This is a genomic window from Arthrobacter sp. H-02-3 (assembly GCF_003097355.1).
In the GTDB taxonomy this organism is placed as follows: Bacteria; Actinomycetota; Actinomycetes; order Actinomycetales; family Micrococcaceae; genus Arthrobacter; species Arthrobacter humicola.
The window spans coordinates 1-23,978 of record NZ_PYUI01000011.1; the positions used below are offsets into that span (position 1 = coordinate 1).

Annotated in this window: 23 protein-coding genes; 6 read left to right on the forward strand and 17 right to left on the reverse strand. The window is 65.2% G+C overall.

Translation table 11 applies throughout. The annotated features are described in order from the left end of the window. Positions 1–871, reverse strand: an 871-nt coding sequence (locus C9424_RS11925) for an ABC transporter permease (RefSeq protein WP_133247517.1), incomplete at its 3' end; no start/stop codon positions are given. Between the two features lie 52 nt (positions 872–923). Further along, the gene (locus tag C9424_RS11930) at positions 924–1,919 is read right to left on the reverse strand and encodes a substrate-binding domain-containing protein (RefSeq protein ID WP_116767049.1); all 996 of its coding nucleotides are present in this window, start codon (positions 1,917–1,919) and stop codon (positions 924–926) included. Between the two features lie 247 nt (positions 1,920–2,166). Here C9424_RS11930 and C9424_RS11935 point away from each other — a divergent pair, with 247 nt between their 5' ends. The 4 genes from C9424_RS11935 to C9424_RS11950 all read left to right on the forward strand — a co-directional run bounded on the left by C9424_RS11935 (position 2,167) and on the right by C9424_RS11950 (position 4,795). Continuing rightward, on the forward strand, positions 2,167–3,078 hold the full coding sequence (locus C9424_RS11935; protein WP_116767050.1) for a sugar phosphate isomerase/epimerase family protein: 912 nt from the start codon (positions 2,167–2,169) through the stop codon (positions 3,076–3,078). Between the two features lie 37 nt (positions 3,079–3,115). Continuing rightward, positions 3,116–3,370 (forward strand): hypothetical protein, encoded by a 255-nt coding sequence (locus C9424_RS11940; RefSeq protein ID WP_116767051.1) that lies wholly within the window; start codon positions 3,116–3,118, stop codon positions 3,368–3,370. 213 nt (positions 3,371–3,583) lie between these two features. Continuing rightward, on the forward strand, positions 3,584–4,168 hold the full coding sequence (locus C9424_RS11945) for a dihydrofolate reductase family protein (protein WP_202615844.1): 585 nt from the start codon (positions 3,584–3,586) through the stop codon (positions 4,166–4,168). A gap of 189 nt (positions 4,169–4,357) precedes the next feature. Continuing rightward, positions 4,358–4,795: a hypothetical protein gene (locus tag C9424_RS11950; protein WP_133247518.1), complete on the forward strand. Its 438-nt coding sequence runs from the start codon at positions 4,358–4,360 to the stop codon at positions 4,793–4,795. Between the two features lie 228 nt (positions 4,796–5,023). Here the strand turns inward: C9424_RS11950 and C9424_RS11955 are convergent, their stop codons facing one another. From C9424_RS11955 to C9424_RS12020, 14 genes are all read right to left on the reverse strand, one after another. Beyond that, entirely contained in the window at positions 5,024–5,224 is a 201-nt protein-coding gene (locus C9424_RS11955) for a hypothetical protein (protein WP_237563422.1), read from the reverse strand. Positions 5,225–5,408: 184 nt separating this feature from the next. Continuing rightward, positions 5,409–6,191, reverse strand: coding sequence for an SGNH/GDSL hydrolase family protein (locus tag C9424_RS11960; protein WP_161958226.1), 783 nt, complete (start codon positions 6,189–6,191; stop codon positions 5,409–5,411). Between the two features lie 161 nt (positions 6,192–6,352). Beyond that, positions 6,353–6,619, reverse strand: a complete 267-nt coding sequence (locus C9424_RS11965) for a hypothetical protein (RefSeq protein ID WP_116767055.1) — start codon at positions 6,617–6,619, stop codon at positions 6,353–6,355. A 145-nt stretch (positions 6,620–6,764) separates the two neighbouring features. Continuing rightward, positions 6,765–7,406 carry a LutC/YkgG family protein gene (locus tag C9424_RS11970; RefSeq protein ID WP_116767056.1) on the reverse strand — a complete coding sequence of 214 codons (642 nt, stop codon included), beginning with the start codon at positions 7,404–7,406 and terminating at the stop codon, positions 6,765–6,767. After that, a complete protein-coding gene (locus C9424_RS11975; RefSeq protein ID WP_116767057.1) occupies positions 7,403–8,950 on the reverse strand; it encodes a LutB/LldF family L-lactate oxidation iron-sulfur protein in 1,548 nt (515 codons plus the stop codon). Before C9424_RS11975 ends, C9424_RS11970 begins: the two co-directional genes overlap by 4 nt. Further along, on the reverse strand, positions 8,947–9,750 hold the full coding sequence (locus tag C9424_RS11980) for a (Fe-S)-binding protein (RefSeq protein ID WP_116767058.1): 804 nt from the start codon (positions 9,748–9,750) through the stop codon (positions 8,947–8,949). Before C9424_RS11980 ends, C9424_RS11975 begins: the two co-directional genes overlap by 4 nt. Beyond that, the gene (locus C9424_RS11985; protein ID WP_116767059.1) at positions 9,747–11,315 is read right to left on the reverse strand and encodes a rhamnulokinase; all 1,569 of its coding nucleotides are present in this window, start codon (positions 11,313–11,315) and stop codon (positions 9,747–9,749) included. Before C9424_RS11985 ends, C9424_RS11980 begins: the two co-directional genes overlap by 4 nt. Then, positions 11,312–13,351 carry a bifunctional aldolase/short-chain dehydrogenase gene (locus tag C9424_RS11990; RefSeq protein WP_116767060.1) on the reverse strand — a complete coding sequence of 680 codons (2,040 nt, stop codon included), beginning with the start codon at positions 13,349–13,351 and terminating at the stop codon, positions 11,312–11,314. The genes C9424_RS11985 and C9424_RS11990 overlap by 4 nt, the downstream gene beginning before the upstream one ends. 5 nt (positions 13,352–13,356) lie before the next feature. Next, complete coding sequence (gene rhaI, locus C9424_RS11995) at positions 13,357–14,535, reverse strand: L-rhamnose isomerase (protein WP_116767061.1); 1,179 nt, start codon at positions 14,533–14,535, stop codon at positions 13,357–13,359. Then, positions 14,532–14,906: an L-rhamnose mutarotase gene (locus C9424_RS12000; protein ID WP_116767062.1), complete on the reverse strand. Its 375-nt coding sequence runs from the start codon at positions 14,904–14,906 to the stop codon at positions 14,532–14,534. The genes rhaI and C9424_RS12000 overlap by 4 nt, the downstream gene beginning before the upstream one ends. Positions 14,907–15,035: 129 nt before the next feature. Beyond that, positions 15,036–16,121: a rhamnose ABC transporter substrate-binding protein gene (rhaS, locus tag C9424_RS12005; protein WP_116767168.1), complete on the reverse strand. Its 1,086-nt coding sequence runs from the start codon at positions 16,119–16,121 to the stop codon at positions 15,036–15,038. Positions 16,122–16,179: 58 nt separating this feature from the next. Then, positions 16,180–17,193 (reverse strand): ABC transporter permease, encoded by a 1,014-nt coding sequence (locus C9424_RS12010; RefSeq protein WP_116767063.1) that lies wholly within the window; start codon positions 17,191–17,193, stop codon positions 16,180–16,182. Beyond that, entirely contained in the window at positions 17,183–18,205 is a 1,023-nt protein-coding gene (locus tag C9424_RS12015) for an ABC transporter permease (protein WP_116767064.1), read from the reverse strand. Before C9424_RS12015 ends, C9424_RS12010 begins: the two co-directional genes overlap by 11 nt. Beyond that, positions 18,202–19,767, reverse strand: coding sequence for a sugar ABC transporter ATP-binding protein (locus C9424_RS12020; RefSeq protein WP_116767065.1), 1,566 nt, complete (start codon positions 19,765–19,767; stop codon positions 18,202–18,204). The genes C9424_RS12015 and C9424_RS12020 overlap by 4 nt, the downstream gene beginning before the upstream one ends. A 147-nt stretch (positions 19,768–19,914) precedes the next feature. Between C9424_RS12020 and C9424_RS12025 the strand changes: the two genes are divergently transcribed. Next, entirely contained in the window at positions 19,915–20,970 is a 1,056-nt protein-coding gene (locus C9424_RS12025) for a LacI family DNA-binding transcriptional regulator (RefSeq protein WP_237563423.1), read from the forward strand. 63 nt (positions 20,971–21,033) lie between these two features. On the opposite strand, the gene C9424_RS12030 is transcribed toward C9424_RS12025, so the two are convergent. After that, positions 21,034–22,305 carry an MFS transporter gene (locus C9424_RS12030; protein WP_116767067.1) on the reverse strand — a complete coding sequence of 424 codons (1,272 nt, stop codon included), beginning with the start codon at positions 22,303–22,305 and terminating at the stop codon, positions 21,034–21,036. 326 nt (positions 22,306–22,631) lie between these two features. Here C9424_RS12030 and C9424_RS12035 point away from each other — a divergent pair, with 326 nt between their 5' ends. Then, positions 22,632–23,948: an ABC transporter substrate-binding protein gene (locus tag C9424_RS12035; RefSeq protein WP_237563424.1), complete on the forward strand. Its 1,317-nt coding sequence runs from the start codon at positions 22,632–22,634 to the stop codon at positions 23,946–23,948. The last annotated feature ends 30 nt before the right edge of the window (positions 23,949–23,978 follow it).

Genomic DNA, 23,978 nt, shown 5'->3' on the forward strand with positions numbered 1-23,978 from the left:
TGAGCAGGCAGCCGCCGATCACCGCGGCGATGATGTAGAGGAACTCGTTGCCCACGCCCTCACCGGACTGCACGGTGTCGAAGGCGAAGAGGTTGTGCATGCCCAGGATCCAGGCGCAGAACCCGACCGCCATGAACAGGCCGATCTTGGTCGCCTTGACCGGCACGCCCACGGCGCGGGCCGCGTTCGCGTCCCCGCCCACGGCGAAGATCCAGTTCCCGACGCGGGTCCGCATCAGCACCCAGGTGGCGACCGCGACGAGCAGGAACCAGTAGAACACGGTGATCTTGACCTCGACGCCGCCGATGCTCACCGAGGAGGCGAACACGGCCCGGGCCGAGGCGAAGCCGTCCATGGACGAGATCGAGGGAGAGGACACCGAGCCGCCGATCAACCGGGTCAGGCCCAGGTTCAGGCCGGTCAGCATCAGGAAGGTCGCCAGGGTCACGATGAAGGACGGGAGTTTGGTCTTGATCAGGATCCAGCCATTGATGAAGCCGATGGACAGCGAGACCACCAGGGCCAGGCCGACACCGACCCAGACGTTCGTGGTGAAGTACCAGCTGAACAGCGACGCCGTCAGCGCCGAGGAGATCACGGCGACGCCGGTGGAGAGGTCGAACTCCCCGCCGATCATCAGCAGCGACACCCCGACGGCCATGATCCCGATCGTGGAGGAGCCGTACAGGATGGTCGCCAGCGCGTTGGGCTGGGTGAACGTCGGGGACACCAACGCGAAGAAAATGAACAGGACGATCGCGCCCACCAGGGCACCGACCTCGGGACGTCCCAGCAGTTTCTGGAACGGACTACGCTTTGCGACGCGCTCATCGGGCGCCGGCGACTTTGTCTTTGTCTGGGTGAGGGTCATGATAATTCTCCTAGCTGCCGGGCCGGCCTAAGCCGGCCCGGCCAGCGGGCTGTTAGCGGATACCCTGCTGGACGTACTTGAGCACGTCGGAAATGTTGGACTTGTCGACGATCGTCGGGCCGGTGAGGACAGGCTGCCCGCCACCGATCTTGAAACCACCAAGCTTGTTCTGCCAGATGGCGTCAATGGATGAGTAGCCCTGCAGCCACGGCTGCTGGTCCACCGTGAACAGGACCTTGCCATCGTTGATCGCCTGCGCCAGCGCGGGGTTCAGGTCGAAGCTGGCCACCTTGATCGGGCTGCCGGCATCTGCCACGGCTTTGATAATGGTCAAAGTGATGGGGGCGCCGAGCCCGATGATCACGTCAGCATCCTTGCTGGCCTGGAGCTTCGCCGTCGCAGTGGACTGCACTGCCGTCATATCGGCCCCGTTGACATAAAGGATCTCAGTGCCGGGCACCTTCGTCTTCACGCCGGCGCAGCGCTGTTCGAGTTGCACCTGTCCCTGCGACTGGATCACGCAGATCGGGTGCTTGTACCCGTCCCCCGCCAACTTGGTGCCCACGGCTTCGCCAGCCAAGGTCTCGTTGGAGCCGAAGTGGGTAAACGCCCCCATCTGCGCGGAGACGTCCCCACCGGCGTTGAAGCTCACAAGCGGGATACCCGCGTCAGTGGCCTTCTTCAGCACGTCCTTCATGGCGCCTGGGTTGGCGATGGTGACAGCGATGCCGTCAACCTTCTGGTCAATGGCCTGCTGCACCAGCTGTACCTGACGCCCCGCGTCGGCATCACTCGTATAAAGAACCTCGACATTATCCTTCGCAGCTGCCGCCTCCGCGCCCTTGCGGACAATGTCCCAGAACGTGTCGCCAACCTCGGCATGGGTAATGAGGGCGACCTTGAGCCGGGGCGTCGAGACGGCCTGGCCGCCACCGCCGGCACTTGCCGTGTCTGCGGGCTTGCCGCCGCTGCTTGAACATGCCGCCAGCGCCAGAAGCGGGACGACGGCGAGAGCCGTTACGCCCCGCCGCCAAGTGAACTTTGCCACGAGAAATCTCCTTTGATTCGCGCCATTTCGGCCTTCGGTACGCTTCTGCCCCCTGCCGCGGCAGGAAGGGAAAACGGAGGCCAACTGTTTGTGAACGACTGTGATCCACCTCTCACGGTGGAACGTTCCAACTCTAGATCGGGAATATTCCCAATGTCAATGGAACGTTCCATCGAAGTGTGGTTTCATTCTTACAACACACTGACCGCTTCCGACGGCAGTCCCGGATTTGCTTCAAAGGAGAACAATGACCGACACCCCTGCTCCGGAACTTGTAGCGTCCTGCTGGACCAGCGCGGGCGCCGTGGCGCCGCTGCAAAGCCCCGAGACCAGTCCCGTGCCCATCGCCGAGCGGCTTGAGGCCATCGCATCGACGGGATGGTCTGGTTTTGGGCTCGCCCACGACGACCTGGCCGCCGCACGCGCAACACTGGGCTTTCCGGCCTTGCGGAGCCTCATCGACGACGCCGGCCTCCGCCATGTGGAAGTTGAGCTCCTCACCGACTGGTGGGACGAGAGCCTCACCCACCTGTGGCGGCCGCAATTCGACCTTCTCCTGGAGGCCGCCGAGACACTCGGGGCAAGGTTCATAAAGGTCGGAACGACCATCGGCAAGCCGCTGGATGACCTCAACTTCCTGGTCGAGCCCCTCCGTCGCTTGACGGCTGAAGCCGCGCTTCGGGGGACGCGCATTGCTCTGGAGCCCATGCCATTTTCGATGGTCGGATCAGTGCCGGCCGCGGCGGACCTCATGCGAAAAGTCGATATGCCCGGCTGCGGCCTGGTCGTTGACTACTGGCACGTATTCCGTGCCGGAACGTCCCTGGACGAGTTGTCGGCCAGCCTCGACGCAGCCCAGATTTTCGGGGTGGAACTCAACGACGCGGATGCGGACATCAGGGGTTCCCTGTTCGAAGACACCCGCGACAATCGCCGCCTCTGCGGACAAGGCGACCAGGATGTCGCAGGGTTCATCAAGACACTGACATCCATTGGCTTCAACGGTCCCTGGGGCGTGGAAATCCTGTCCGAGGAACATCGGGCACTTCCCGTTCGGGAAGCACTGCGGGCGGCGCATGAAACGGCACTCGCGTGCTTCCCGGCGGATCCCGCGCCAGCCGCCGGAAGTCCTTCCGAGAATGATGCGACAGCAGGCTAACGGGAAATGCTTGGGAGTCCTGCTAGGAGGAATTCCAGTGAAAAACAAGCTGCACCTGCAACTGGATTGGCTGCCCGTGGCAGGAGAGACTGTCGAAATTCGGATCAAAGATAAGATCGTAAGAACAGGCAGGGTCGACGGCGTGACTCCTGACAATCAAATCCTGTGGATAGCTGCCGACGGCGCCGAACCCCGGGCAATGTTCGAACGCTCCCACAACTATTCCGTATGGATTGAATACAGGTGGGAAACGGCGTCCACGGGGCGTCACGAAGCTGACGACGGGAAATGAGCCGTTCGCAATCGGCTCGCTCACCGAGGCGGCCGAGTCCCTGGCTCCGCGAAAGGATAGGCGCATGATTGCAACGGATCTCGACCCGATTGAAGTCATCGCCCTCGACATCGCACGGGCCGACATATTCCAGCACGTGCTAGGATCCCCCACACGACCGCATATACGTCGCACTCACTCAGGAGGTTCGCGGTGCCGGACACCACCTGCCACATGTCGATCTCACTGGACGGCTTTGTCGCCGGGCCGGACCAGAGCCGCGAGGACCCCCTGGGCAAGCGGGGGCTCGAGCTGCACCGCTGGCACATCGGCGACCCGCGAGCCAACCATGCCGACAAAGTCGCGAACGAGTGGCTCATGCGCCCGCGGGGCGCGTATGTAATGGGTCGGAACATGTTCGGCCCGGTCCGCGGGGATTGGGATGAGGAATGGACCGGGTGGTGGGGAGCCGAACCGCCGTACCACGCGCCGGTCTTCGTGCTGACCCATCACGAACATGATCCGATCCAGATGGACGGCGGGACGACCTTCTACTTCGTCACCGAGGGCTTCGACGCGGCCTACTCCGCAGCGCGCCAGGCGGCAGGGGACAACGGCGTGGACATCGCCGGTGGGGCCTCGACAGTCCGACAGGCACTGATCGCGGGTGTAATCGACGAGCTCACCCTCGACATCGCACCGGTCCTGCTCGGTTCAGGCGAGCGGATCTTCGACGGGGTTGAATCCTTCGGCTTCGAACCCGCCGAGGTGCTTCACTCACCGCTGGCCACCCACATCCGCTATCGCCGAGTCAGCTAACCCCGCGCTGCCAGCCTCCTGCGCAGCCGGACGGTCATTCACCCGGCTCGGGGTGGCAAGTGTTGAAGGCGAGACGGCCGGCGAACCAGCCCAGCGCGGTGGCGGGGTGGACTCCGGGCCCGACAACCAGAGAGGTACGCCGTGGGGTGCGGGAAGAAAATGAGCAGGGGCCGCAAAATATGGCTCAGCGTGCTGGCAGTAGCGGTTGCCTTTGTCACCGTCTTCTTCCTTTGGGCATCGTGGAAGAGCGATCAGATCGTCGCTGAGCTCAAGTCGATTGCGGACCGCCTCCAACCAGAGCCGGGATGGGAGAACCTGGATACCCAGCCTCCGGTGGGTGCTGCACTGTGCATCCCGCTTGATGGACCTTGCTCCCAGTACGCATACCGTTGGGACACTCACCGGAAGTACCGGGAGGGTGACCTGGAGAACTACATCCAGCAAGTAGGTTTGATCCCACAGGAGTACAAGCCATGCATACGGGAGCGGAGGATCAATTCAGGCGGACTGGACTGTCGGGGCATTGGAGTCATCGACGGCTGGGACGTACGCGTTACGATCACTGACTACGGTCAGGACGACGACACCAACATTGTGCAGATCGTGGTCAACAAGTACGGCTACTGATCCTGGCAGTGGAGTTTCCATATGGGTTCAATCCCACCGTGACCGCCACGTAGCAAGGCCCCTGTTTTCCTTTGTTTGCAAGGCAAATCAGGGGCCTTTTGTTTTGCTCTCCTAGGGGCGTGCCCACAATTTCCTGAGAGCCGGCACACGATGACGGCTGTTTGGAACCTAACGAGCGCACCAGAAAGCCCTGGACCGATTACCGGGGCCGGAGCTGTTCCTGGGTGCTTAGGAGTCGGTGACGCGGCTTTCACAATTCTGCAAAACCCAGTTCTGAGCCCGCCAGATGACGTTGTAGAGGTTGTACGGCGCCACGTCGTAAGTGTCCCAGGTCTGGCCTACGCGGGCAGTCCAGTCGGGGATTTTGCCGCAACAAATACGGTGCCCAAAAATGGCGAACAGGCGCGAAGCAATGGCGTGCTGAATCATGGAATGCCTTTCCATTGTCGCCGGCCCCCGAACGGGGCTAGCGTCTGCACGCGCTCATAACGTGCATCCTAGCGCGGCCAGGCGTGAGAGCGCCCCCAACGCTTCAAGGTCTGCCAGCTGTTCCGCCGTCGTCGTGCGCAACAGTCCGGCAGCGGAAGCACTAGCATCGGCGGGATGCGGACGTTCAATGGCGAGGGGCTCCGGGAGGGGAAGTCACGGCGGCGGGGCTTTTCAGGGACGCGAGTATGCCTTGGATCATGCCTTTCAGGAATCGCTGTCCCTGGCTGCTGGGGTGTTCGTGGTCGGGCCCCAGGAGTGGAGAGTTGGGCCCGGCTATCCAATGCTCCGTGATCGGATCAACAAACTCTGCGCCTGCGTCGAGGGCAACTGTCCTCTCCTGGTCACGGATTACATCAACATCCGCCTTCACCGGCTCAAAGGCCGTGAGGGGGCCGATGACGATCCTGGCCGCGTGGGGGGCCAGGGTTTTGCTTGTCGAAAGGGCGTCCGCGACGGCGGCTTTCAGGGCCGCCGGATCCTGGCCTGCATCGTTGTCCGAGCCAAAGAACACAACGATGTCTGTCGAGGCATTGAGCGTGGCGGCGATCTGCGACCCGAACGTCTCCCCTCCCTCTCCGGCGACAAGGTAGCCCGCACCGTTTTTTGCCGCGTTGATGATGTCCACCGGCTGCTGCCCGGACTGCAGCGCCTGGCCCAGTTGGCGCGGCCATGCTTCCTCCGGGGAGGTGCCGAACCCCGTGCTGAGGGAATCGCCGATGACCACCACGCGTTCCGGCGTCGTCCTCCGAGGGGTCTGGAATGGGGCCGGGGCGGGAGTGCTCTGCCGCGGGCTCGCTTGGGCCAAGCGGTGGTCGGCAGCCGGGGCGCAGGCAGCGAGAGCGCAGAAGACAGCCGACGCACCGAGTGCGGTCGCCAAGGTCGACCGGCGGTGGCGGCTAAGGGTCACTTCGGCTCCCAGGTAGCGTCTCCGGCATGTCGCTTTGCCATGGTATCCAGAATAGACACGGGTCGATTCGGTAGCTACCGAACGGCAAGGAACCCCTGTCAGTCGCACTGACAGGGGTTCCCCCTATTTGCGGCCCCGGCTCCGGCGAGCGCAGGCACCGCTCAGACCCCTCCGTCGAGTTGCTCCATTTCCAGGCACGCGTCCTCGTAGGAGACCTCGCCGTTGCGGAATGCTTGTTCGAGTTCCTTGGCTCTGCGTCGCGTGTAGGCGGTGCTGACTGTTCCGGTGATGCCGGCCTCGAGGTAGTCGAGACGGGAGTGGGCGGGCCGCTGCTCCCCGGCAGTCAGGTGCCGGCGGATCGACGTGAGGAACCAAGCGCCAGGATGCAGTAAACGCTGTGCATAGGCTCTGGGGTCGACTAGGTACATGTTTCCATGGTTCAACTCCCACCTGAGAAGACCATGAGTATCGTCTGGGTGATCGGGGCTGGCGGTGCTTTCCCGGAACCCGTCGCCACCCAACAGGAGGCCCTGCTTCCCCTTTTTTACAAGGGAAGCGGGGCTGCCCTGCTACTTAGCCGCGCACGATCACGACATCTAGGGTCCGCGGGCCGTGGACGCCTTCGACGCGTTCGAGTTCGATGTCGCTCGTGGCGCTGGGCCCGCTGATCCACGTCTGCGGACGGGTGGCGTCGAGCCGGCGCAGGGCCTCGGGCAGGATGGTCGTGATGTCACCGGCGCGGACCAGGCAGATATGCCGGTCCGGAACGAGGCTGATGACGCGGCGGCCCTGATCCGGACTTGCGTCCAGGACGATGGTGCCGGTTTCGGCGACCGCCACGGCGCTGCCGGTGACGACGGCGTCCACCCCGTCCAATTCCTCGACGCTCAGCCGGTGCCCCGGGGCGTCGGTGACGCGGCGGCCCGAACCGCCGTCGTGCGCGTCCGCCTCCGCGAACAGGGCCTCCGCGAGGCCGTGCGGGACGGCGTAGCGGCCGGTGCCCTCGAGCAGCGCGGCGAGCCGCTGCGGCACCGCGGCGGCATCCTCAACGAAGACGTTCGCCTTGTAATCCAGGAGACGGTCCGTGAGCAGTTCGATGAGCGCGTCCTCGCCCAGTTCGGAAGAGCGCCGGTAGTCGCGGGGCACCTCCGGGACGGCCGGGGCGTCCCGGAGGGCCGAGCGGATCCGGTCGAGTATTTCTGTGCGCGCGTTCACGGGTTCTCCTTCGGGCCGGCGGGCTCGGCCCCCGGGACGTCAGTACCGGCAGCCGCAGGGCCAGCCGGTGCCTGGTGTTCCTTGTTCCACCATTGCCGGAAGGACTGCCCCGGCGGTGCGGGAATGTCCCTGCTCTGGGTCCAGCCGGCGGCGATGCCCGGCAGCTTGGTGATCTTCTTATCCGGGCCGGCGGCGATCCGGCCCAGGGGCAGCGCCTTCTCGACCAGACCGAGGTTCTTGCCGGAGTACAGCGCCCAGGAGGCGGCCTTCATGCCGAGGTCCATCTGGCTGGGCAGTTTCTTCTTGCCGCGTTTGCTGTCCACGTCCTCGCCGCGCAGGTGCACCAGGATGTCCGGGATGTTGATCTTCACCGGGCAGGCGTCGTAGCAGGCCCCGCACAGGGACGAGGCGTAGGGCAGGGAGTTGTTTTCCTCCGCCGTGATCCCGGTCAGCAGCGGGGACAGGATCGCGCCGATCGGTCCCGGGTAGGTGGATCCGTAGGCGTGCCCGCCGGTGCGTTCGTAGACGGGGCAGACGTTCATGCAGGCGCTGCAGCGGATGCAGTGCAGGGCGGAGCGGCCCATTTCGTCGGCCAGGGCGGCGCTGCGTCCGTTGTCCAGCAGGACGAGGTGGACGTTCTGCGGCCCGTCGTCGGGCGTGACGCCGGTCCACAGCGAGGTGTAGGGGTTCATCCGCTCGCCGGTGGAGGACCGCGGGAGCAGCTGCATGAACACTTCGAGGTCTTCCCAGGCCGGCAGCAGCTTCTCCACGCCCATGACGGTGATAAGGGTTTCCGGGAGTGTCAGGCACATGCGCCCGTTGCCTTCGGATTCAACGACGGCGAGCGTGCCGGAGTCCGCGAGGGCGAAGTTCGCGCCGGACACGGCCACCTTGGCGCTGAGGAATTTGCGCCGCAGGTGGGCCCGGGCGGCCGCGGCGAGGCGGGCCGGTTCGTTGGTCAGTTCCGGGTCAACACCCTCCATTTCGCGCAGGAAGATGTCCCGGACCTGGGTGCGGTTCTTGTGGATGGCCGGGACCAGGATGTGGCTGGGCTTGTCGTGGTCCAGCTGGACGATGAGCTCGGCGAGGTCGGTCTCGAACGCCGCGATCCCCTGTTCCTCAAGGTACTCGTTGAGGCCGATTTCCTGGGTGGCCATGGACTTGACCTTGACTACCTCGTCGGCGCCCTGCTCCCGGATGAGGGAGGCGACAATGCGGTTGGCTTCGCCGGCGTCGCGGGCCCAGTGGATGGTCCCGCCGCGGGCGGTGAAGTTCGCCTCGAATTGTTCGAGCAGCTCCGGCAGCCGGGCCATGACGGATTCCTTGACCGCCCGGCCGGCGTCGCGCAGCTCCTCCCAGTCGGGGAGTTCGGACACGACGGCCAGCCGCTTGTCCCGGATGGTCCGGGTGGCGTGGCCGAGGTTTGCCCGCAGCTGGGTGTTGCCGAGTTCGCGGTGCGCGGCTTTGGGGAAGGGCTCGTGTTCGTGCAGGTTGCCGATGCCGAAGACCGGCAGGGACGGCATCCCCAGGAATGTGCCGCTCATCGTGCGGTCCTTCCGGTGGTGAGGCGGACGTCGCCGGTGACGGCGGCGGGATCCTCGAAAGTGCTGGCCAGGATCTCGGCGAAGTGCATCGTGGTGACGCCGCTGCCCTGCCGGGACAGTCCACCGCCGATATGCATCAGGCACGACGCGTCACCCCCGGCGCAAAGGTCGGCGCCAGTGCCGCAAATGTTGGCGGTCTTGTCCGCGAGCATCGCCGAGGACACGTCCGCGTTCTTCATCGAGAAGGTGCCGCCGAAGCCGCAGCATTGCTCGGCCTCGGGCAGTTCGGCCAGCTCGATGCCGCCGACCGAGCGCAACAGGTCCAGCTGCCGGTCGCCGAGCCGGAGCAGCCGCATGCCGTGGCAGCTGGGGTGGTACGTGATCCGGTGCGGGAAGTAGGAGCCCAGCTGCGCCGCGGCGTCGGTGACGCCCAGGACATCCACCAGGAGCTGGGAGAGCTCGTAGGTTTTGTGTCCGACGGCGGCCGCCCGGGCTTCCAGCCCGGCGTCCCCGCAGCGGCGGGCGACCATGGGGTGCTGGTGCTTCACGGAGGCGGCGCAGGAGCCGGACGGCGCGACGGCGACGTCGTACTCATCCGCCTCGAAGGCCTTCACGTGGTTGGCGACGACCGGCAGCGCCTCCTTGAAGTAGCCGCTATTGACGTGCATCTGCCCGCAGCATGCCTGCCCGCCGGGGAAGATGACCTCATGGCCGAGGCGCTCCAGGATAGACACGGTGGCGCGCGCCGTGCTCGGGTACATGGCGTCCACGATGCACGTGGCAAACAATGCGATCCTCACAGGACACCTCCGCTGGTCATGGGGCTAGGGGCCGGACGGCGCGCCGGCACATATTCCGAGGGGTGCTGGGAGGCACGCACCACGGCGCGCAGCTCCCCCAACCCGCCACTGACCACGCCGGCGGCGCGGGCCTGGACCAGGACGTTGCCCAGCGCCGTGGCTTCCACGGGGCCGGCGATCACGCGCTTGCCGGTGGCGTCGGCGGTGAGCTGGCACAGGAGCCGGTTCTGGGAACCGCCGCCCACAACGTGCACGACGTCGGTGCTCACGTCCGCGAGCCGCTCGGCGTCGGCGATGGTCCGGGCGTAGCCGACGGCGAGGCTGTCCAGGATGCAGCGCACGATGTGCGCCGGATGCTCCGGGAGGACCGCGCCGGTGTTGCGGACCGCCGCCCGGATGCGTTCGGGCATGTTGTCGGGGGCGATGAAGTAGGGGTCGTCGGCGTTGATGAGCGGGCCGCCGACGGGCAGAGCTGCGGCGGCGTCGAGCAGTTCGGCCAGTTCCGGCCGGTAGCCCTCTCCTGCCCAGGTGCGTTGGCACTCGCTGAGCAGCCAGAGGCCGCCGACGTTGCGCAGGTAGCGGATGGTGCCGTCCACGCCGCGTTCGTTGGTGAAGTTCGCGGCCCGGCTGGCCTCGGTCAGGACCGGGTGGGACAGCTCGACGCCGACCAGGGACCACGTGCCCGAGGAGATGTAGGCGAATTTCTCCTCATCGCCTCCGGCGCCTGCGGGCACGGCGGCGACGGCCGAGGCGGTGTCGTGCGAGCCGACGGCCACCACTGCGGTGCTTTCGGGCAGGCCCAGACGGTCCGCGATGTCCTTTGTGAGGGTGCCGACCTTCTCGCCGGGCTGGATGAGCGGCGGGAACAGTCCGGCGGGCAGGCCCAGGGCGGACAGGAATTCCGTGGCCCACTCCCCCGCGACGGCGTCGAAGAGGCCGGTGGTGGAAGCGTTGGTGGCCTCGATGCGGCGCCGGCCCGTCAGCAGGAACCCGATGAGGTCCGGGATGAGCAGCGCCTGCAGCCCCTCCAGGTGAGTCTCCGTGGCGAGCTGGTAGATCGTGTTGAACGGCAGGAACTGCAGCCCCGTGGTGGCGTAGAGGCGGGCCGGGTCCAGGAGCTGGTGGCCCCGGGCGACGGCGGCACGGCGGCGGTCATCGCGGTAGCTGAAGGGCGCCGCGACGAGGTCGCCGGCGGCGTTGACCAGGCCGTAGTCCACGGCCCAGGTGTCGATCCCGATGCTGGCGATGCTCTCACCGCGGGCCGCGGCCGCCGTGGCGGCGGCCGCGAGCCCGGTGAGGACCTCGGCGAACAGGGCGTCGAATTCCCAGCGGAGACCGCCGTCGAGCTCCTTGACCCCGTTGGGGAAGCGGTGCACCGTCTCCAGTTCGGCCCTCGCCCCATCGGGACTGCCCGTGACCCGGCCCAGGATGACCCGGCCGGAGGAGGCGCCGATGTCGACGGCGGCGAAGACGCTGCCGGCGGAGACACTGCGGGCGGGCGCCGCACTGCTGTTCGTCACCACGAGTGCCGGGGCGGCGTTCGTCGCTGAGGGTTCCGTGCTCATCGCAGGAAGGCCGCGGCCACGCCGGCGTCGACGGGGATGTGGAGCCCGGTGGTGTGGGAGAGCTCGCTGCCGGTGAGTACGGAGGCGGCGTTGGCCACGTTTTCGGGCAGCACTTCGCGCTTGAGCAGGGTGCGCTGGGCGTAGTACTTGCCCAGCTCCTCTTCCTGCACCCCGTAGACGGCGGCGCGCTTGGCGCCCCAGCCGCCCGCGAAGATCCCGGAGCCGCGGACCACGCCGTCGGGGTTGATGCCGTTGACCCGGATCCCGTACTCGCCCAGTTCCGCAGCCAGGAGCCGGACCTGGTGGGCCTGGTCAGCCTTGGTGGCGGAGTAGGCGATGTTGTTCGGGCCGGCGAACACGGAGTTCTTGGAGGAGATGTAGATGATGTCCCCGCCCATTTCCTGGTCGATCATGACCTTCGCTGCGGCCTTAGCCACCAGGAACGAGCCCTTGGCCATGACGTTGTGCTGCAGGTCCCAGTCCTTCTCAGTGGTTTCCAGGAGCGGCTTGGAGATGGAGAGCCCGGCGTTGTTGACCACCAGGTCCAATCCGCCGAAGGCCAGGACGGCTTCCTGGATAGCTGCGGCGATCTGGGCTTCGTCGGTGACGTCGGCCTGGACGCCGATCGCGACGTCGGAGCCGCCCAGTTCAGCGGCCACAGCCCGGGCGTTGTCCAGGTTCAGATCCGCAATGACCACGCAGGCGCCGTCGGCGGCGAAGCGGGTGGCGATCGCCTTGCCAATGCCCGACGCCGCCCCGGTCACCAGGGCGATGCGGCCGACGTGGGATTTCGGCTTGGGCATCCGGGCCAGCTTGGCTTCTTCCAGGGCCCAGTATTCGATCCGGAATTTCTCGGATTCCTCGATCGGGGCGTAGCTGGAGACGGCCTCGGCGCCGCGCATGACGTTGATGGCGTTGAGGTAGAACTCCCCCGCCACCCGGGCGGTCTGCTTGTTCGCCCCGAAGGAGAACATGCCCACGCCGGGGACCAGCACGATCGCCGGGTCCGCGCCGCGCAGGGCGGGGCTGTCCGGGGTCGCATGGCGGTCGTAGTAGGCCTGGTAGTCCGCCCGGTAGGCGGTGTGGAGTTCCTTGAGCCGGGCCACGGAGTCCTCAATCGAGGCGTCCGCGGGCAGGTCCAGGACCAGGGGCTTGACCTTGGTGCGCAGGAAATGGTCCGGGCAGGAGGTGCCCAGGGCGCCGAGCCGCGGGTGCTCGGCGGCTTCGAGGAACTCCAGGACGGTGGGGGTGTCGCTGAAGTGCCCCAGCTGCGGCTTGTCGGTGGACGCGAGTCCGCGGATCACGGGGGCCAGGGCGGCAGCCTTGGCGCGGCGCTCGGTCTCCGGGAGGGCGGCGTAGCCGGGAAGCTTGGGCCCGAATGGTTCGTTTTTGCCGTGATCCTTGATGTACTGCTCGGCCTGCTCAATGATCCACAGCGAGTTGGCTTCGGCCTCTTCGCTGGTTGCGCCCCAGGCGGTGATGCCGTGGCCGCCGAGGATGGTGCCGACCGCGTGCGGGTTGGCGTCCTTGATCGCCGCGATGTCCAGGCCCAGCTGGAATCCGGGCCTGCGCCACGGCACCCAGGCCACCTTCTCGCCGAAGATCTCCTTGGTGAGGGCCTCGCCGTCGGTGGCCGTGGCAATGGCGATGCCGGAGTCCGGGTGCAGGTGGTCCACGTGCGCGGCGTCGACGAGGCCATGCATGGCGGTGTCGATCGACGGCGCGGCGCCGCCCTTGCCGTGCAGGCAGTAGTCGAACGCCGCCACCATTTCGTCTTCACGCTCGACGCCGGGGTACACGTTCTTGAGCGCCTGAAGCCGGTCCAGCCGCAGCACGGCAAGGCCTTCGGCCTTCAGCGTGCCCAGGTCCCCGCCGGAGCCCTTGACCCACAGGAGCTCGACGTCCTCGCCGGTCACGGGATCCTTCTCGGTGCCCTTTGCGGAGGTGTTGCCGCCGGCGAAGTTGGTGTTCCGCTTGTCCGCGCCGAGGCGGTTGGACCGGGAGATCAGCTCTTCAACAGTCTTGTTGTCAGTCATAACTCTTAGGCTCCCCATCCGGCTTGCTGGCCGCCGACGCGGTCCTCGTTGATTTTCTTCTGGTAGCCGCTGGCCTTGAAAGCGGCCATCGGGTCCGCGGGCAGGCCGCGGGACTCACGCCACTGCGCCAGCGCAGGACGGACATCGGTGTAGAAGGCATCGTTGAAGATGCCGTTGGCGGCCAGGACGTCTCCGCTGCGCTGAGCCTCGGCCAGGGCATCGGTATCGATCAGCAGGGCGCGGGCCGTCATTTCCTGGACGTTGAGCACCGAGCGGATCTGGCCCGGGATCTTTTCTTCCAGGTTGTGGCACTGGTCCAGCATCAAGGCCACGCCCGAATTCTCTCCTGCGGACTTGCCGAAGCCGCCGCCGCGGATGACCTCATGCATGATGCGGAACAGCTGGAAGGGATCGGCCGCGCCGACGATCAGGTCATCGTCCGCGTAGAAGCGGGAGTTGAAGTCGAAGGAGCCGAGCTTGCCCAGGCGCAGCAGCTGCATGACGATGAATTCGATGTTGGTGCCGGGAGCGTGGTGGCCGGTGTCGAGGCAGACGAAGGCCTTCTCGCCCAGGGCCAGGGTCTGGGCGTAGGAGGTGCCCCAGTCCGGGACGTCGGTGTGGTAAAAGGCCGGCTCGAAGAACTTGTACTCCAGCACCAGGCGCTGGTCCTCGCCCAGGCCGGCGTAGATTTCCTGCAGGGATTCGGCCAGGCGGTCCTGCCGGCCGCGCATGTCATCCTGGCCCGGGTAGTTGGTGCCGTCCGCGAGCCAGATCTTCAAATCCCGCGAACCCGTGGCGTGCATGATCTCCAGGCACTCAAGGTGGTGGTCGACGGCGCGGCGGCGGACCGCCGGGTTGGAAGAGGTCAGGGACCCGAACTTGTACTCATCGTCCTGGAAGGTGTTGGAGTTCACCGTGCCCAGGCCCACGCCCAGGTCCGCGGCATACTCCTTCAGGGCCGCATAGTCATCCACCTTGTCCCAGGGGATGTGCAGCGCGACCGTGGGTGCCAGGCCGGTGAGTTCGTGGACCTTCGCGGCGTCGGCCAGCTTCTCGTGGACGGTGCGCGGGGTGCCGGGGGTGCCGAACACCTTGAAGCGGGTGCCGGAGTTGCCGTAGGCCCAGGACGGGACCTCGATGGCGAGTTCCCCGAGGCGACCCAGGGCCGTTTCTATGGTGTTCATGATTGTTCCTTCTGCGGTTGGGGGTTGTCCTCAGCGGCGTTGGCCGCGGACAACTGGTCCTCAAGATTGAAAATTTCGGTGAGCTGGAGGAAGCCCTGGTCCGGCGCCTGTGCTTCGTCTTCGAACAGGGTTGCCATCTCGGCCTGCCAGCGTGCGTTCACCTCGGTGAGGGCCATGCGGGCGCGCACTGCGTCGAAGTCGTCGCACTCCACATACCCCACCAGCAGCCCGTCGTCGGCGAGGAACAGCGAGTAGTTGTTCCAGCCGGCCGCCTTGAGCTCCCGGAGCATCTCCGGCCAAACGGCGGCGTGACGGCGCCGGTATTCGGGTATCTGGCTGGGTTTGACCGAGGAGCGGAAGCACACCCTCATGAGGAATTCTCCTGATCTCGATTCTTGATCATGTAGTCGATTGAATCGATTCATTTCAACAATAGCATTGTGCGTGTTTGGTGAAGAAACTCCGGCGCTGATCATGACATCAGCGCCGGAGCGGGGTGCCTAGAAGTTGTACTGGTCCACGTTCGCGGCCGTGAAGACCGTGGGTTCGCCGAGCAGAACGGTCGAGTTGGGCCCGACCTTGAACTCACCCAGGGTGCCGGCCTTGAACGTCTGGCCTTCGGCGCCGGTGATCTGGCCGGAGGCGAGGGCCGCGCCGGCGTAGGCGGCGAGGTAGCCGAGCTTTTCGACATCCCACAGGGCGAACGACTTCATGGTGCCGTTCTTCAGGTACTCCTTGAGCTGGCTCGGGAAGCCGAGGCCCGTCAGCTGGACTTTGCCCTTGTACTCGGACCCGGAGAGGTACTGGGCGGCTGCGGCAATGCCGACAGTCGTGGGCGAGATGATGCCCTTGAGCGTCGGGTGGGCCTGCAGGAGCGCCTGGACTTCCTGCTGGGACTTCTGGGCGTTGTCATCGCCGTACGCGGTGGCGACGAGCTTGAGCTTGGCGTACTCGGGCTTCTCAAGTTCCTTCTTCATCAGCTCGATCCACGCGTTCTGGTTCGTGGCGTTGGCCGTGGCGGACAGAATGGCGATGTCCCCGCCGTCGGGACCGATGGCGTCGGAGATGAGCTTGATCTGGGTGGACGCGATGCCTTCAGCGGTGGCCTGGTTGATGTAGAGGTCGCGGCAGGAGGGGTCGGTGTCCGAGTCAAAGGTGACCACCTTCGCGCCGGCGCTGCGGGCCTCGTCCAGCGCCGAGCAGATGGCTTTGGGATCGTTGGCCGAGGTTGCGATGACGTTGGAGCCCTGCTGCGTGAGCGTGTTGATGTAGCTCACCTGGCTGGAGGCGCTGGCCTCCGAGGGGCCCACCTCGGAGAAGACGCCCTTGTACTCGTCCACCGCGGCCTTGCCGCCGCGGTCTGTGACCGTGAAGTAGGAGTTGTTCAGCTGCTTGGGCAGGAAGGCCACCTTCAGGCCTTCCTTGATCGGCGCATTCGGATCCGCTGCGGCGCTGGAAGATGCGGCCCCGCCGCCGGCGGTGCTGGAGGTGTTGGTGGTTCCACCGCAGGCGCTAAGCGCCAGCGCGACTCCCGTGGCGACGGCGATATAGGCCGGCGCGAGGCGACGCGATCCGGTCGTGGACATGAATTTCATAGTGGTGCCTTTCAACTGAACGTCGTTGTTGCTGTGGTGTGAACGGTGGTCAGGTCGTTGAAGCTTTGTGGGAGAGGGAACGGACCCAGGCGATGGCGTTAGGGGCGACGACGGCCAGGATCAGGAGGCCGCCGGTGAGCATGGACAGCGTGTCCTCGGGGACGCTCGCCAGCTGGAGCGCGTTGCGCAGGATAGCCAGAAGCCCGACTCCGGCGATGACGCCCGGAAGGGTGCCCTTGCCGCCAAAGATGGACACGCCGCCGAGCAGTACTGCCGCGATGACCGACAGTTCCAGGCCCGTGGCGTTATCACCGCGTGCGCTTCCGTATCGCAGGGTCCACCACACGCCGACCAGTGCCGCGACGGCGCCCGAGATGACGAAGAGCCAGAACTTGGTCCGCGCGACGCCGATTCCCGAGAAACGGGCGGCGTCCACGCTGTAGCCGATGGCGAACAGGGAGCGGCCGAAGCCGGTGAAGTGCAGGGCGACACCGAAGATGATGACCAGGAGGATGACCGGCAGAATCCAGACGGGGATGCCCGTGGTGCCGATCTTTGCCTGCAGGCCCGTGGTGATGGCCCGCGGGAAGCTGGTGACCGCCTGGTCCCCCAGGACAACGAAGGCAAGCCCGCGGTACAACGCCAAGGTACCGATGGTCACGGCCAGTGACGGCAGCCCGACCACGGAGACCAGGAAACCGTTCAGTGCCCCCGACACGGCGCCGAGGACAAGGCACAAGGGGACGATGGTTTCCATTGGCATCCCGGCGTTCCAGAGTGCTCCGAACACGCAACTGACGAAGCCTGCGATGCTGGCGACGGACAGGTCGATCTCGCCGGTGATAATGATCAGCGTCATCGGCAGCGCCAGGAGCAGGACCGGGATCACGTCGATGAGGAGGAACCCGACGTTGCGGGAGGTTGCGAAACCGCTCACGGTCAGGGAGGCGACGATGATGCTGGCCACGAGGGCCAGAATGATGGCGGTGTCCCAGCTGCGCAGGAAGCCGAAGCGGGGGGCGCGGCGGGTTTCTGCTGCCGGCGGTGCTGTATCAACCAGCATGTGAATCGTGTCCTCTCAGACGGCGCTCGGTGCGCAGGGCAAGGTATCGGTCCAGGACAATCGAGGCCAGGATCAGGACGCCGATCATGGCCCGCTGCCAGAACGGCGAGACGCCCAGGACCGGAAGGGCAGAGGTGATGGTGGTCAGGAGCACGGCGCCGAGGGCTGCCCCGTAGACCGTGCCGACACCGCCGGCGATGGCCACCCCGCCAACCACGGCCGCGGCCACGACGTTCAGTTCAAGGCCCTGGCCCGCCGTCGCGTCCAGGTTGCCGTACTTGGCTGCATAGATGACCCCGCCGAGTCCGGCGAGGGCGCCGGAGATTGCGAAGGCGGAGAAGACCTTCCGCCCGACCCGGATTCCGTACAGTCGGGCGGCCTGGACGTCTGATCCGATGGCGTAGAACTCGCGTCCGGAACGGAGGTTCTTCAGGTAGAGGCCGAAAGCCATGACGACCGCGAGCGCGATCAGGGCCAGGTAGGGGAATCCCAGCAGCGTGCCGGCACCGAGGGCCAGGAAGTCTGCCGGCAGGTCGGAGGGGCTGATCTGCTGGCCCTGGGCCCAGGCGAAGTCAACGCCGCGGAAGATGTACAAGGTTCCCAGGGTGACCACCAGGGCCGGCACCTTGGCCACCGCGATCAGTGCCCCGTTGATGGCCCCCAGCATGGCGCCGAGGGCGATGCCGATGACGAGCATGGCGATCACGGGAAGATCGGGCAGCGCTATGAAGATTTTTCCGGTCGCGAATGCTGTCAGTCCGAGCACTGAGCCGACCGACAAGTCCACGTTCTTCGTCACGATCACGATCGCCTGGCCGACGGCGAGGATCACCAGGATAGAGGAGTTCAGCAGCAGGTCTTTGATGCTCTGCGCGCTCAAGAATCGCGGGTTGGCCGCTACTGTGACGGCGATCAGGATGACCAGCGCGAGGAACACGCTGAATTCACGGGATCGGGTCAACGTCCCCAGCCAGGCCGTGGACGGCTGACGTTGCAGGGTTAGGGTGGTCACGCTGTTGTCTCCTTGGTTTTCGGGTCGACTCCCGTGGCGGCCGTCATGACCGATTCCTCCGTGGCGTCCTTACGGCTAAGTTCGGCGGTGATCCGTCCCTCGTGCATCACCAGTACGCGGTCTGACATGCCTAGGATCTCGGGCAGTTCCGAGGAGATCATGAGGACGGCAAGGCCCGTGCCCGCGAGCTCGGAGATGAGCCGGTGCACCTCGGACTTGGTGCCGACGTCGATTCCGCGGGTGGGTTCGTCGATGATCAGGATTCGCGGGCCGGTGGCCAGCCACTTGCCCAGGACGACCTTCTGCTGGTTGCCGCCTGAAAGAGTCGAGATCGGGGACATCGGGGACCCCGCCTTGATCTGCAGCTTCTTGGCCCATTCCTTTGTGGCCTGGGCCTCGGACTGATTGGTGAGGAGGCCGAAACGGCTCAGTTTCCGCCGGAGCGTCAGGGTGAGGTTCCGGCTCACGTTCAGCTCCATGACCAGGCCCTGCTTGCGCCGGTCCTCCGGCACGAACGCGAGCCCGGCGGCCATCGATGCCCGCGGGGACAAGGATTTGAGCGGCTCGTCGCGGACCAGGACTTCACCGGAGTCGTATTTGTCGATGCCGAAGACGGCCCGCGCCACCTCGGAACGCCCGGCGCCCACAAGGCCGCTGAGGCCGACGATTTCGCCGGCCCGCACGGTGAAGGAAATATCCGAGAACACGCCCTTGCGGCTGAGCCCCTTCACCTCGAGGGCGGTGGGCCCGATCGTCGTTTCCTGCTTCGGGAACAAGGACGCGACGTCGCGTCCGACCATCTGCCGGATCACGCCGTCGACGGTGAGTTCGGAGGCCGGGGCGGTGGCGACGTGCGCGCCGTCGCGCATCACGGTGATCCAGTCCGCCAGGGCAAAGACTTCCTCGAAGCGGTGGGAGATGAACATTACCGCGGCCCCCTGGGCCTGCAAGGTCCGGGTGACGGCGAAAAGCCGGTCAACTTCGACGCCGCTGAGCGCCGCCGTCGGTTCGTCCATGATCAGGACGCGCGCGTCGAGCGAAATGGCCTTGGCGATTTCGACCACCTGCTGGTCGGCAATCGAGAGACCCTGCGCGGCCCGGTCGGGATCGATCTTGACCCCCAGTTGCTCAAAAAGCTCCAGGGCCTGCTGACGCATCGCCTTCCGGTCGATCCTGCGCAGGGAGCGCAGCGGCTGCCGGCCCATGAAGATGTTCTCGGCGACAGTGAGATCCGGGAACATGGTCGGCTCCTGGTAGATGACGGCGATCCCTGCCTCGCGGGCATGGAGCGGATCGCGGAACGAGACCTCCTCGCCTTCCAGCAGAACCTGACCACGGTCCTGCTGGTGCAGTCCGGCGAGAGTCTTGACCAGAGTGGATTTGCCGGCGCCGTTTTCTCCGACCAGCGCGGTGACCTGACCCCGGTACAGGCTGAGGCTGGCGCCGCGCAGCGCGTGCACCGCGCCGAAGGACTTGTGGATATCCCGCAGTTCCAGAAGCGGAACATCTGCCGCCTCGGCCCTCCGGGTGCTCCGAACCGTGGCGTCCTGTGCTTCGGCCATGTCCGTTACTCCTTTGTAATGAATCGATTCATTTGTGAACCTACTCACACGTTAGGGCTTGTTTCCGCTGCGTGTCAACCAGCAAACATCCGGGCGGCCAATGTGAACGACGTAACATTGAAGGAGCGGATTGATTCGATTCAGTGATTGGGAGGTTCTTACGTGTCCAGCGGCCCGGGTGCAAAGCTGAAGGATGTCGCCGCGCTTGCGGGGGTTTCCGTCGGCACTGTTTCGAATGTCCTCAACCGGCCGGAGCAGGTCTCGGTCGACAAGAAGAGCCGCGTCCTGGCTGCCATCGACCAGCTGGGATTCGTGCGCAACGAATCGGCCCGGTCGCTGCGGTCCGGGTCCACCCGGAGCCTCGGCATGCTCGTACTGGACGTCCGGAACCCCTTCTTCACCGACGTGGCGCTGGGGGCCGAAAACGTCGCCGAAGACCACAAGCACTCCCTGATCCTGGCCAACAGCGCCGAGGACACGGGGCGGGAGTTGGCCTATCTGGACCTGTTCGAGCAGCAGCGCGTCCAGGGCGTCCTGATCACCCCGTTCGGCCAGGTTCTGGAGCGGCTCGAAACCATGCGTGCCCGGGGCATCCCCTCGGTGCTCGTTGACCGGCTCGCACGCACGGATCAGTTCTGCTCGGTTTCGGTGGACGACGTCGCCGGCGGCGCGACAGCCCTGACCCATCTCCTAAGCGTCGGTTCGGTGCGCCCGGCGTTCGTGGGCGGTCCCTTCACGCTGCAGCAGGTCGAGGACCGCTACCGCGGTGCCGCCGACGCGGCCGAAGCGGCTGGGGTATCGCTGCAATTGTTCGAAACGCCCGACCTGAAATTTGAGCGCGGGCGCCAGATCGGCGATCTCATCGGAAATCTTCAGCCCGACAAGCGGCCGGACGCCGTGTTTGCCGCCAACGACCAGCTGGCGCTCGGGCTCCTGCAGTCCTTCGCCGCCAACGGGCTCCGCGTGCCCGAGGACATCGCAATCGTGGGCTTCGACGACATCGACTTCGCGTCCCAATCGAGCATTCCGCTCAGCTCCATCAGCCAGCCGCGGCACCTGATCGGCGAGCGTGCCGCCCAGCTCCTTTTCGACGAAATCGACGACGAGAACGGTCACGTCCACAGCCAGGTGGTGTTCACGCCGGAACTCGTTGCCAGGCAGAGCACCCGGCGCCACACTCCGGCCATTACCCAGCATGGCTAAAGGGGACATCGTCGCCCCGAACGACGCACATCAGCCCGTTTGCGACGTACGCATGGAAGACAGCTAGCCGACGCTGGCCAATGCGTTTTCGTGCCGTTCCGCGGCTGCGTCAGATGCCCTGGGAATTCTAGCCAGCCAGAGGATCCCGATCAGGCATGAGGCCAGCGTCGTCAGGACAAGGAAGATGAACAGCGCCTGGGCCCCAGCCGCGATGATTTGCGGAGTGACGAGGGCAAAAGCCGCCGCTACGACGCGGGTAAAGGCGATGGTGATTCCTTGGGCGCTGCTGCGGTGCTTGGTGGGGAAAAGTTCCTGAGACCAGACCTTGAACATCGGTTCGCCCGCGATAGCGCCCCCGACGGAGTAGAGGACGCCCATGACAGCCAACGTCCATGTGCTCACGCCGAGTGTCGCGGGGATAATGAATGCTGCGATGGAAATGGAGGTTGCGACCGTGAATACGGGCATCCTCCAGCGCGTGTCAACGACCCTCATGGTGACAAGCATGCCGATGAAGCTGCAGCCGAAGCCGAGCAAACCGAAGGCGGAGGCTGTGGCGACGCTAGCCCCGGCGACGTTCGTGTAGAGGTATGTGCTGAACTGGCCATTGGTGTTTGCGGCCACGTTGGCGATCGCATAGAAGAGTCCCGTCGCGACGAGCGGACCCAGGTAGCGAGAGCCCACCAAATGCCGAAGGGAGCCGAGATCCACCTGTTCGGCAGAAGAATCAAGGCGCGCCTTCGTCCACTCCCGCGATTCAGGAAGGCCTGCCCGCAGCACTAGGACAATGAGTGCAACAACGAGCAGGTGGCCGTACATAATCCGTGCGCCGACCTCTCCCAGGTCACCGACAACAATTCCCAGGACCATGACTACCAGGACACCCGCCATCCACAGAACGTGGGAAAAGGTGACCATCTTGCCCTTCTTTCCGGGAGGGGCGCTCTCGGAAATCATGGCCATCGACACGGGAAGGTCCGCGCCGGCTGCGAAGCCCAGCAGAACAACTCCGGCGTACAACATGCCAGGGGCCGCCGCGACGACGAGGGAAAGTGCGCCGAGTGCAAAGACCCACATCGTCCATGTGAAGACCTTGCGCCGGCCAAACCGGTCACCCATCCGGCCACCCACCAGCGCGCCGGCTGCGATCATGACGGTCAACAGAGCGGAGAGTTGACCAATCTCCGCCGGCCCGAGATGGAACGTGCTTTGAAAAAGGACAAGTGCCGTGCCGGTCGTGACGATCGCCGCTGCGTCCAGGTAAGAGGCCATACCGGCGATGGTTGCCGTCCACCAGACTTGGCGGGACGAAAGGACCTCGGTTGAGCTAGTCATGGATTCTTCCTTGAATCTTCCAGTGGCGGGGGTGAAAAGGCAGAGACACCTACAGGCCTGAGCGATGGCGGACGCACGGCGTCAGTCCAGGTCCGGTCAGTCCGGGATGCAACGTGACGGTGAAGTCAGTACCCACAGAGTTGAAGCGCTTTAAATGTATCGATTCAACTGTAGAGACGACCCCGCACGGGAGTCAACAGCCTGCAGGTATTTGGCGCTAGTTAGCCAAACAGATGCGATGCGGGTGACGCTTGACACATCCACGACCGGGACTTCATACTCGAACTTGAAACGCTTCAATTCGGAGCACACTTCAAGGAGGAACTGTGGTTTCTGTACTGTCGCGGCCCAAGGCCCGCGCTATTGCCCCCGTCATCGCATCAGCGGGCGCGCTGGCTCTGCTGCTCAGCGGATGCGGCGCAGGCGGCGGATCATCCGCCCAGGGGTCGAAGGATTTCAGCTATCTGACCAACGTCGAGAACACCACCATCCGCGGCGAACTGGAGGCGCTGAGCAAGGATCAGTGCGCGGCAGAGAACAAGGCCGCACCCCTGAAGGTCGAGACCGTTCCCCAGACCAGCCTGGACCAGAAACTTCAACTGCTCGCCGGGCAGAACGCCCTGCCGGTCCAGTACGCGGCCGGCAACGCCCCCGCCCTGACGCAGGATCTGGACAAGTCCGGAAACGTCTTGGATTTCGAAAAGGCGCTCAAAGATTTGAACATTTCCGACGCCATCCTTCCGGGGGCGGCGGCCACCATCAAGTCCCTGTACGGCGGGAAGCTGAACGTTCTGCCCTACCAGTACAACGTGGAAGGCATCTGGTACAACAAGAAGCTCTTCGCCGACAACGGCATTACCGAGCCGAAGACCTGGGATGACTTCGTCGCCGCCGGTGAAAAGCTCAAGACCGCCGGCGTCACGCCGCTTGCCGCGTCCGGAAAGCAGGGGTGGCCGCTCACCCGCCTGGTCAGCGGATATCTGTTCAGCGACCTCGGTCCTGACGCCATGAAGAAGGTGGCCGACGGCCAGGCGAAACTTACTGACCCGGAATACGTCAAGGCAGCCCAGGCCGTTGCCGATCTCGGCGCCAAGGGCTACTTCGGCCAGGGTGTCGGCTCGATCGATTACGACACCGCGGCGTCGCAGTTCCTCAGCGGCAAGGCAGGCATGTTCTACATGGGCAGCTGGATTCTTTCGAACTTCGACGACAAGGCCCAGAACAAGATCGGCGAAGAGAACATCGGCTTCATGCCGTTCCCGAAAGTCAGTGGAGGCAAGGGCATCGATAACCAGTACGCCACCAACGTCGGCCTCCCCATGACGTTCAATGCAAAGACATACGACAGCAACGCCTCCGCATGGCTCAAGTGCATCGCCACCAACTACGGCAGCACGGCCCTCAAGGACAAGAACTCGATCTCCGGATTCAAACTGAACACCCCGGTGGACAACATCCCGCCGCTGGTCAAGTCCACCCAGGAAACGGTCAACAACACGAAGGAAAGCGTGCTGTGGTTCGAGGCGCTCTTCAGCACCAAGGCAACCACGACGAGCCAAACCAACGCGGCCGGCCTCGCGTCCGGCAGTATCACTCCGCAGAAGTTCATGGAACTCGTCCAGAACGATCTGAACTCGAAGTAGCCTGCACGGCCGGGGCCGGTGCACGCCGGC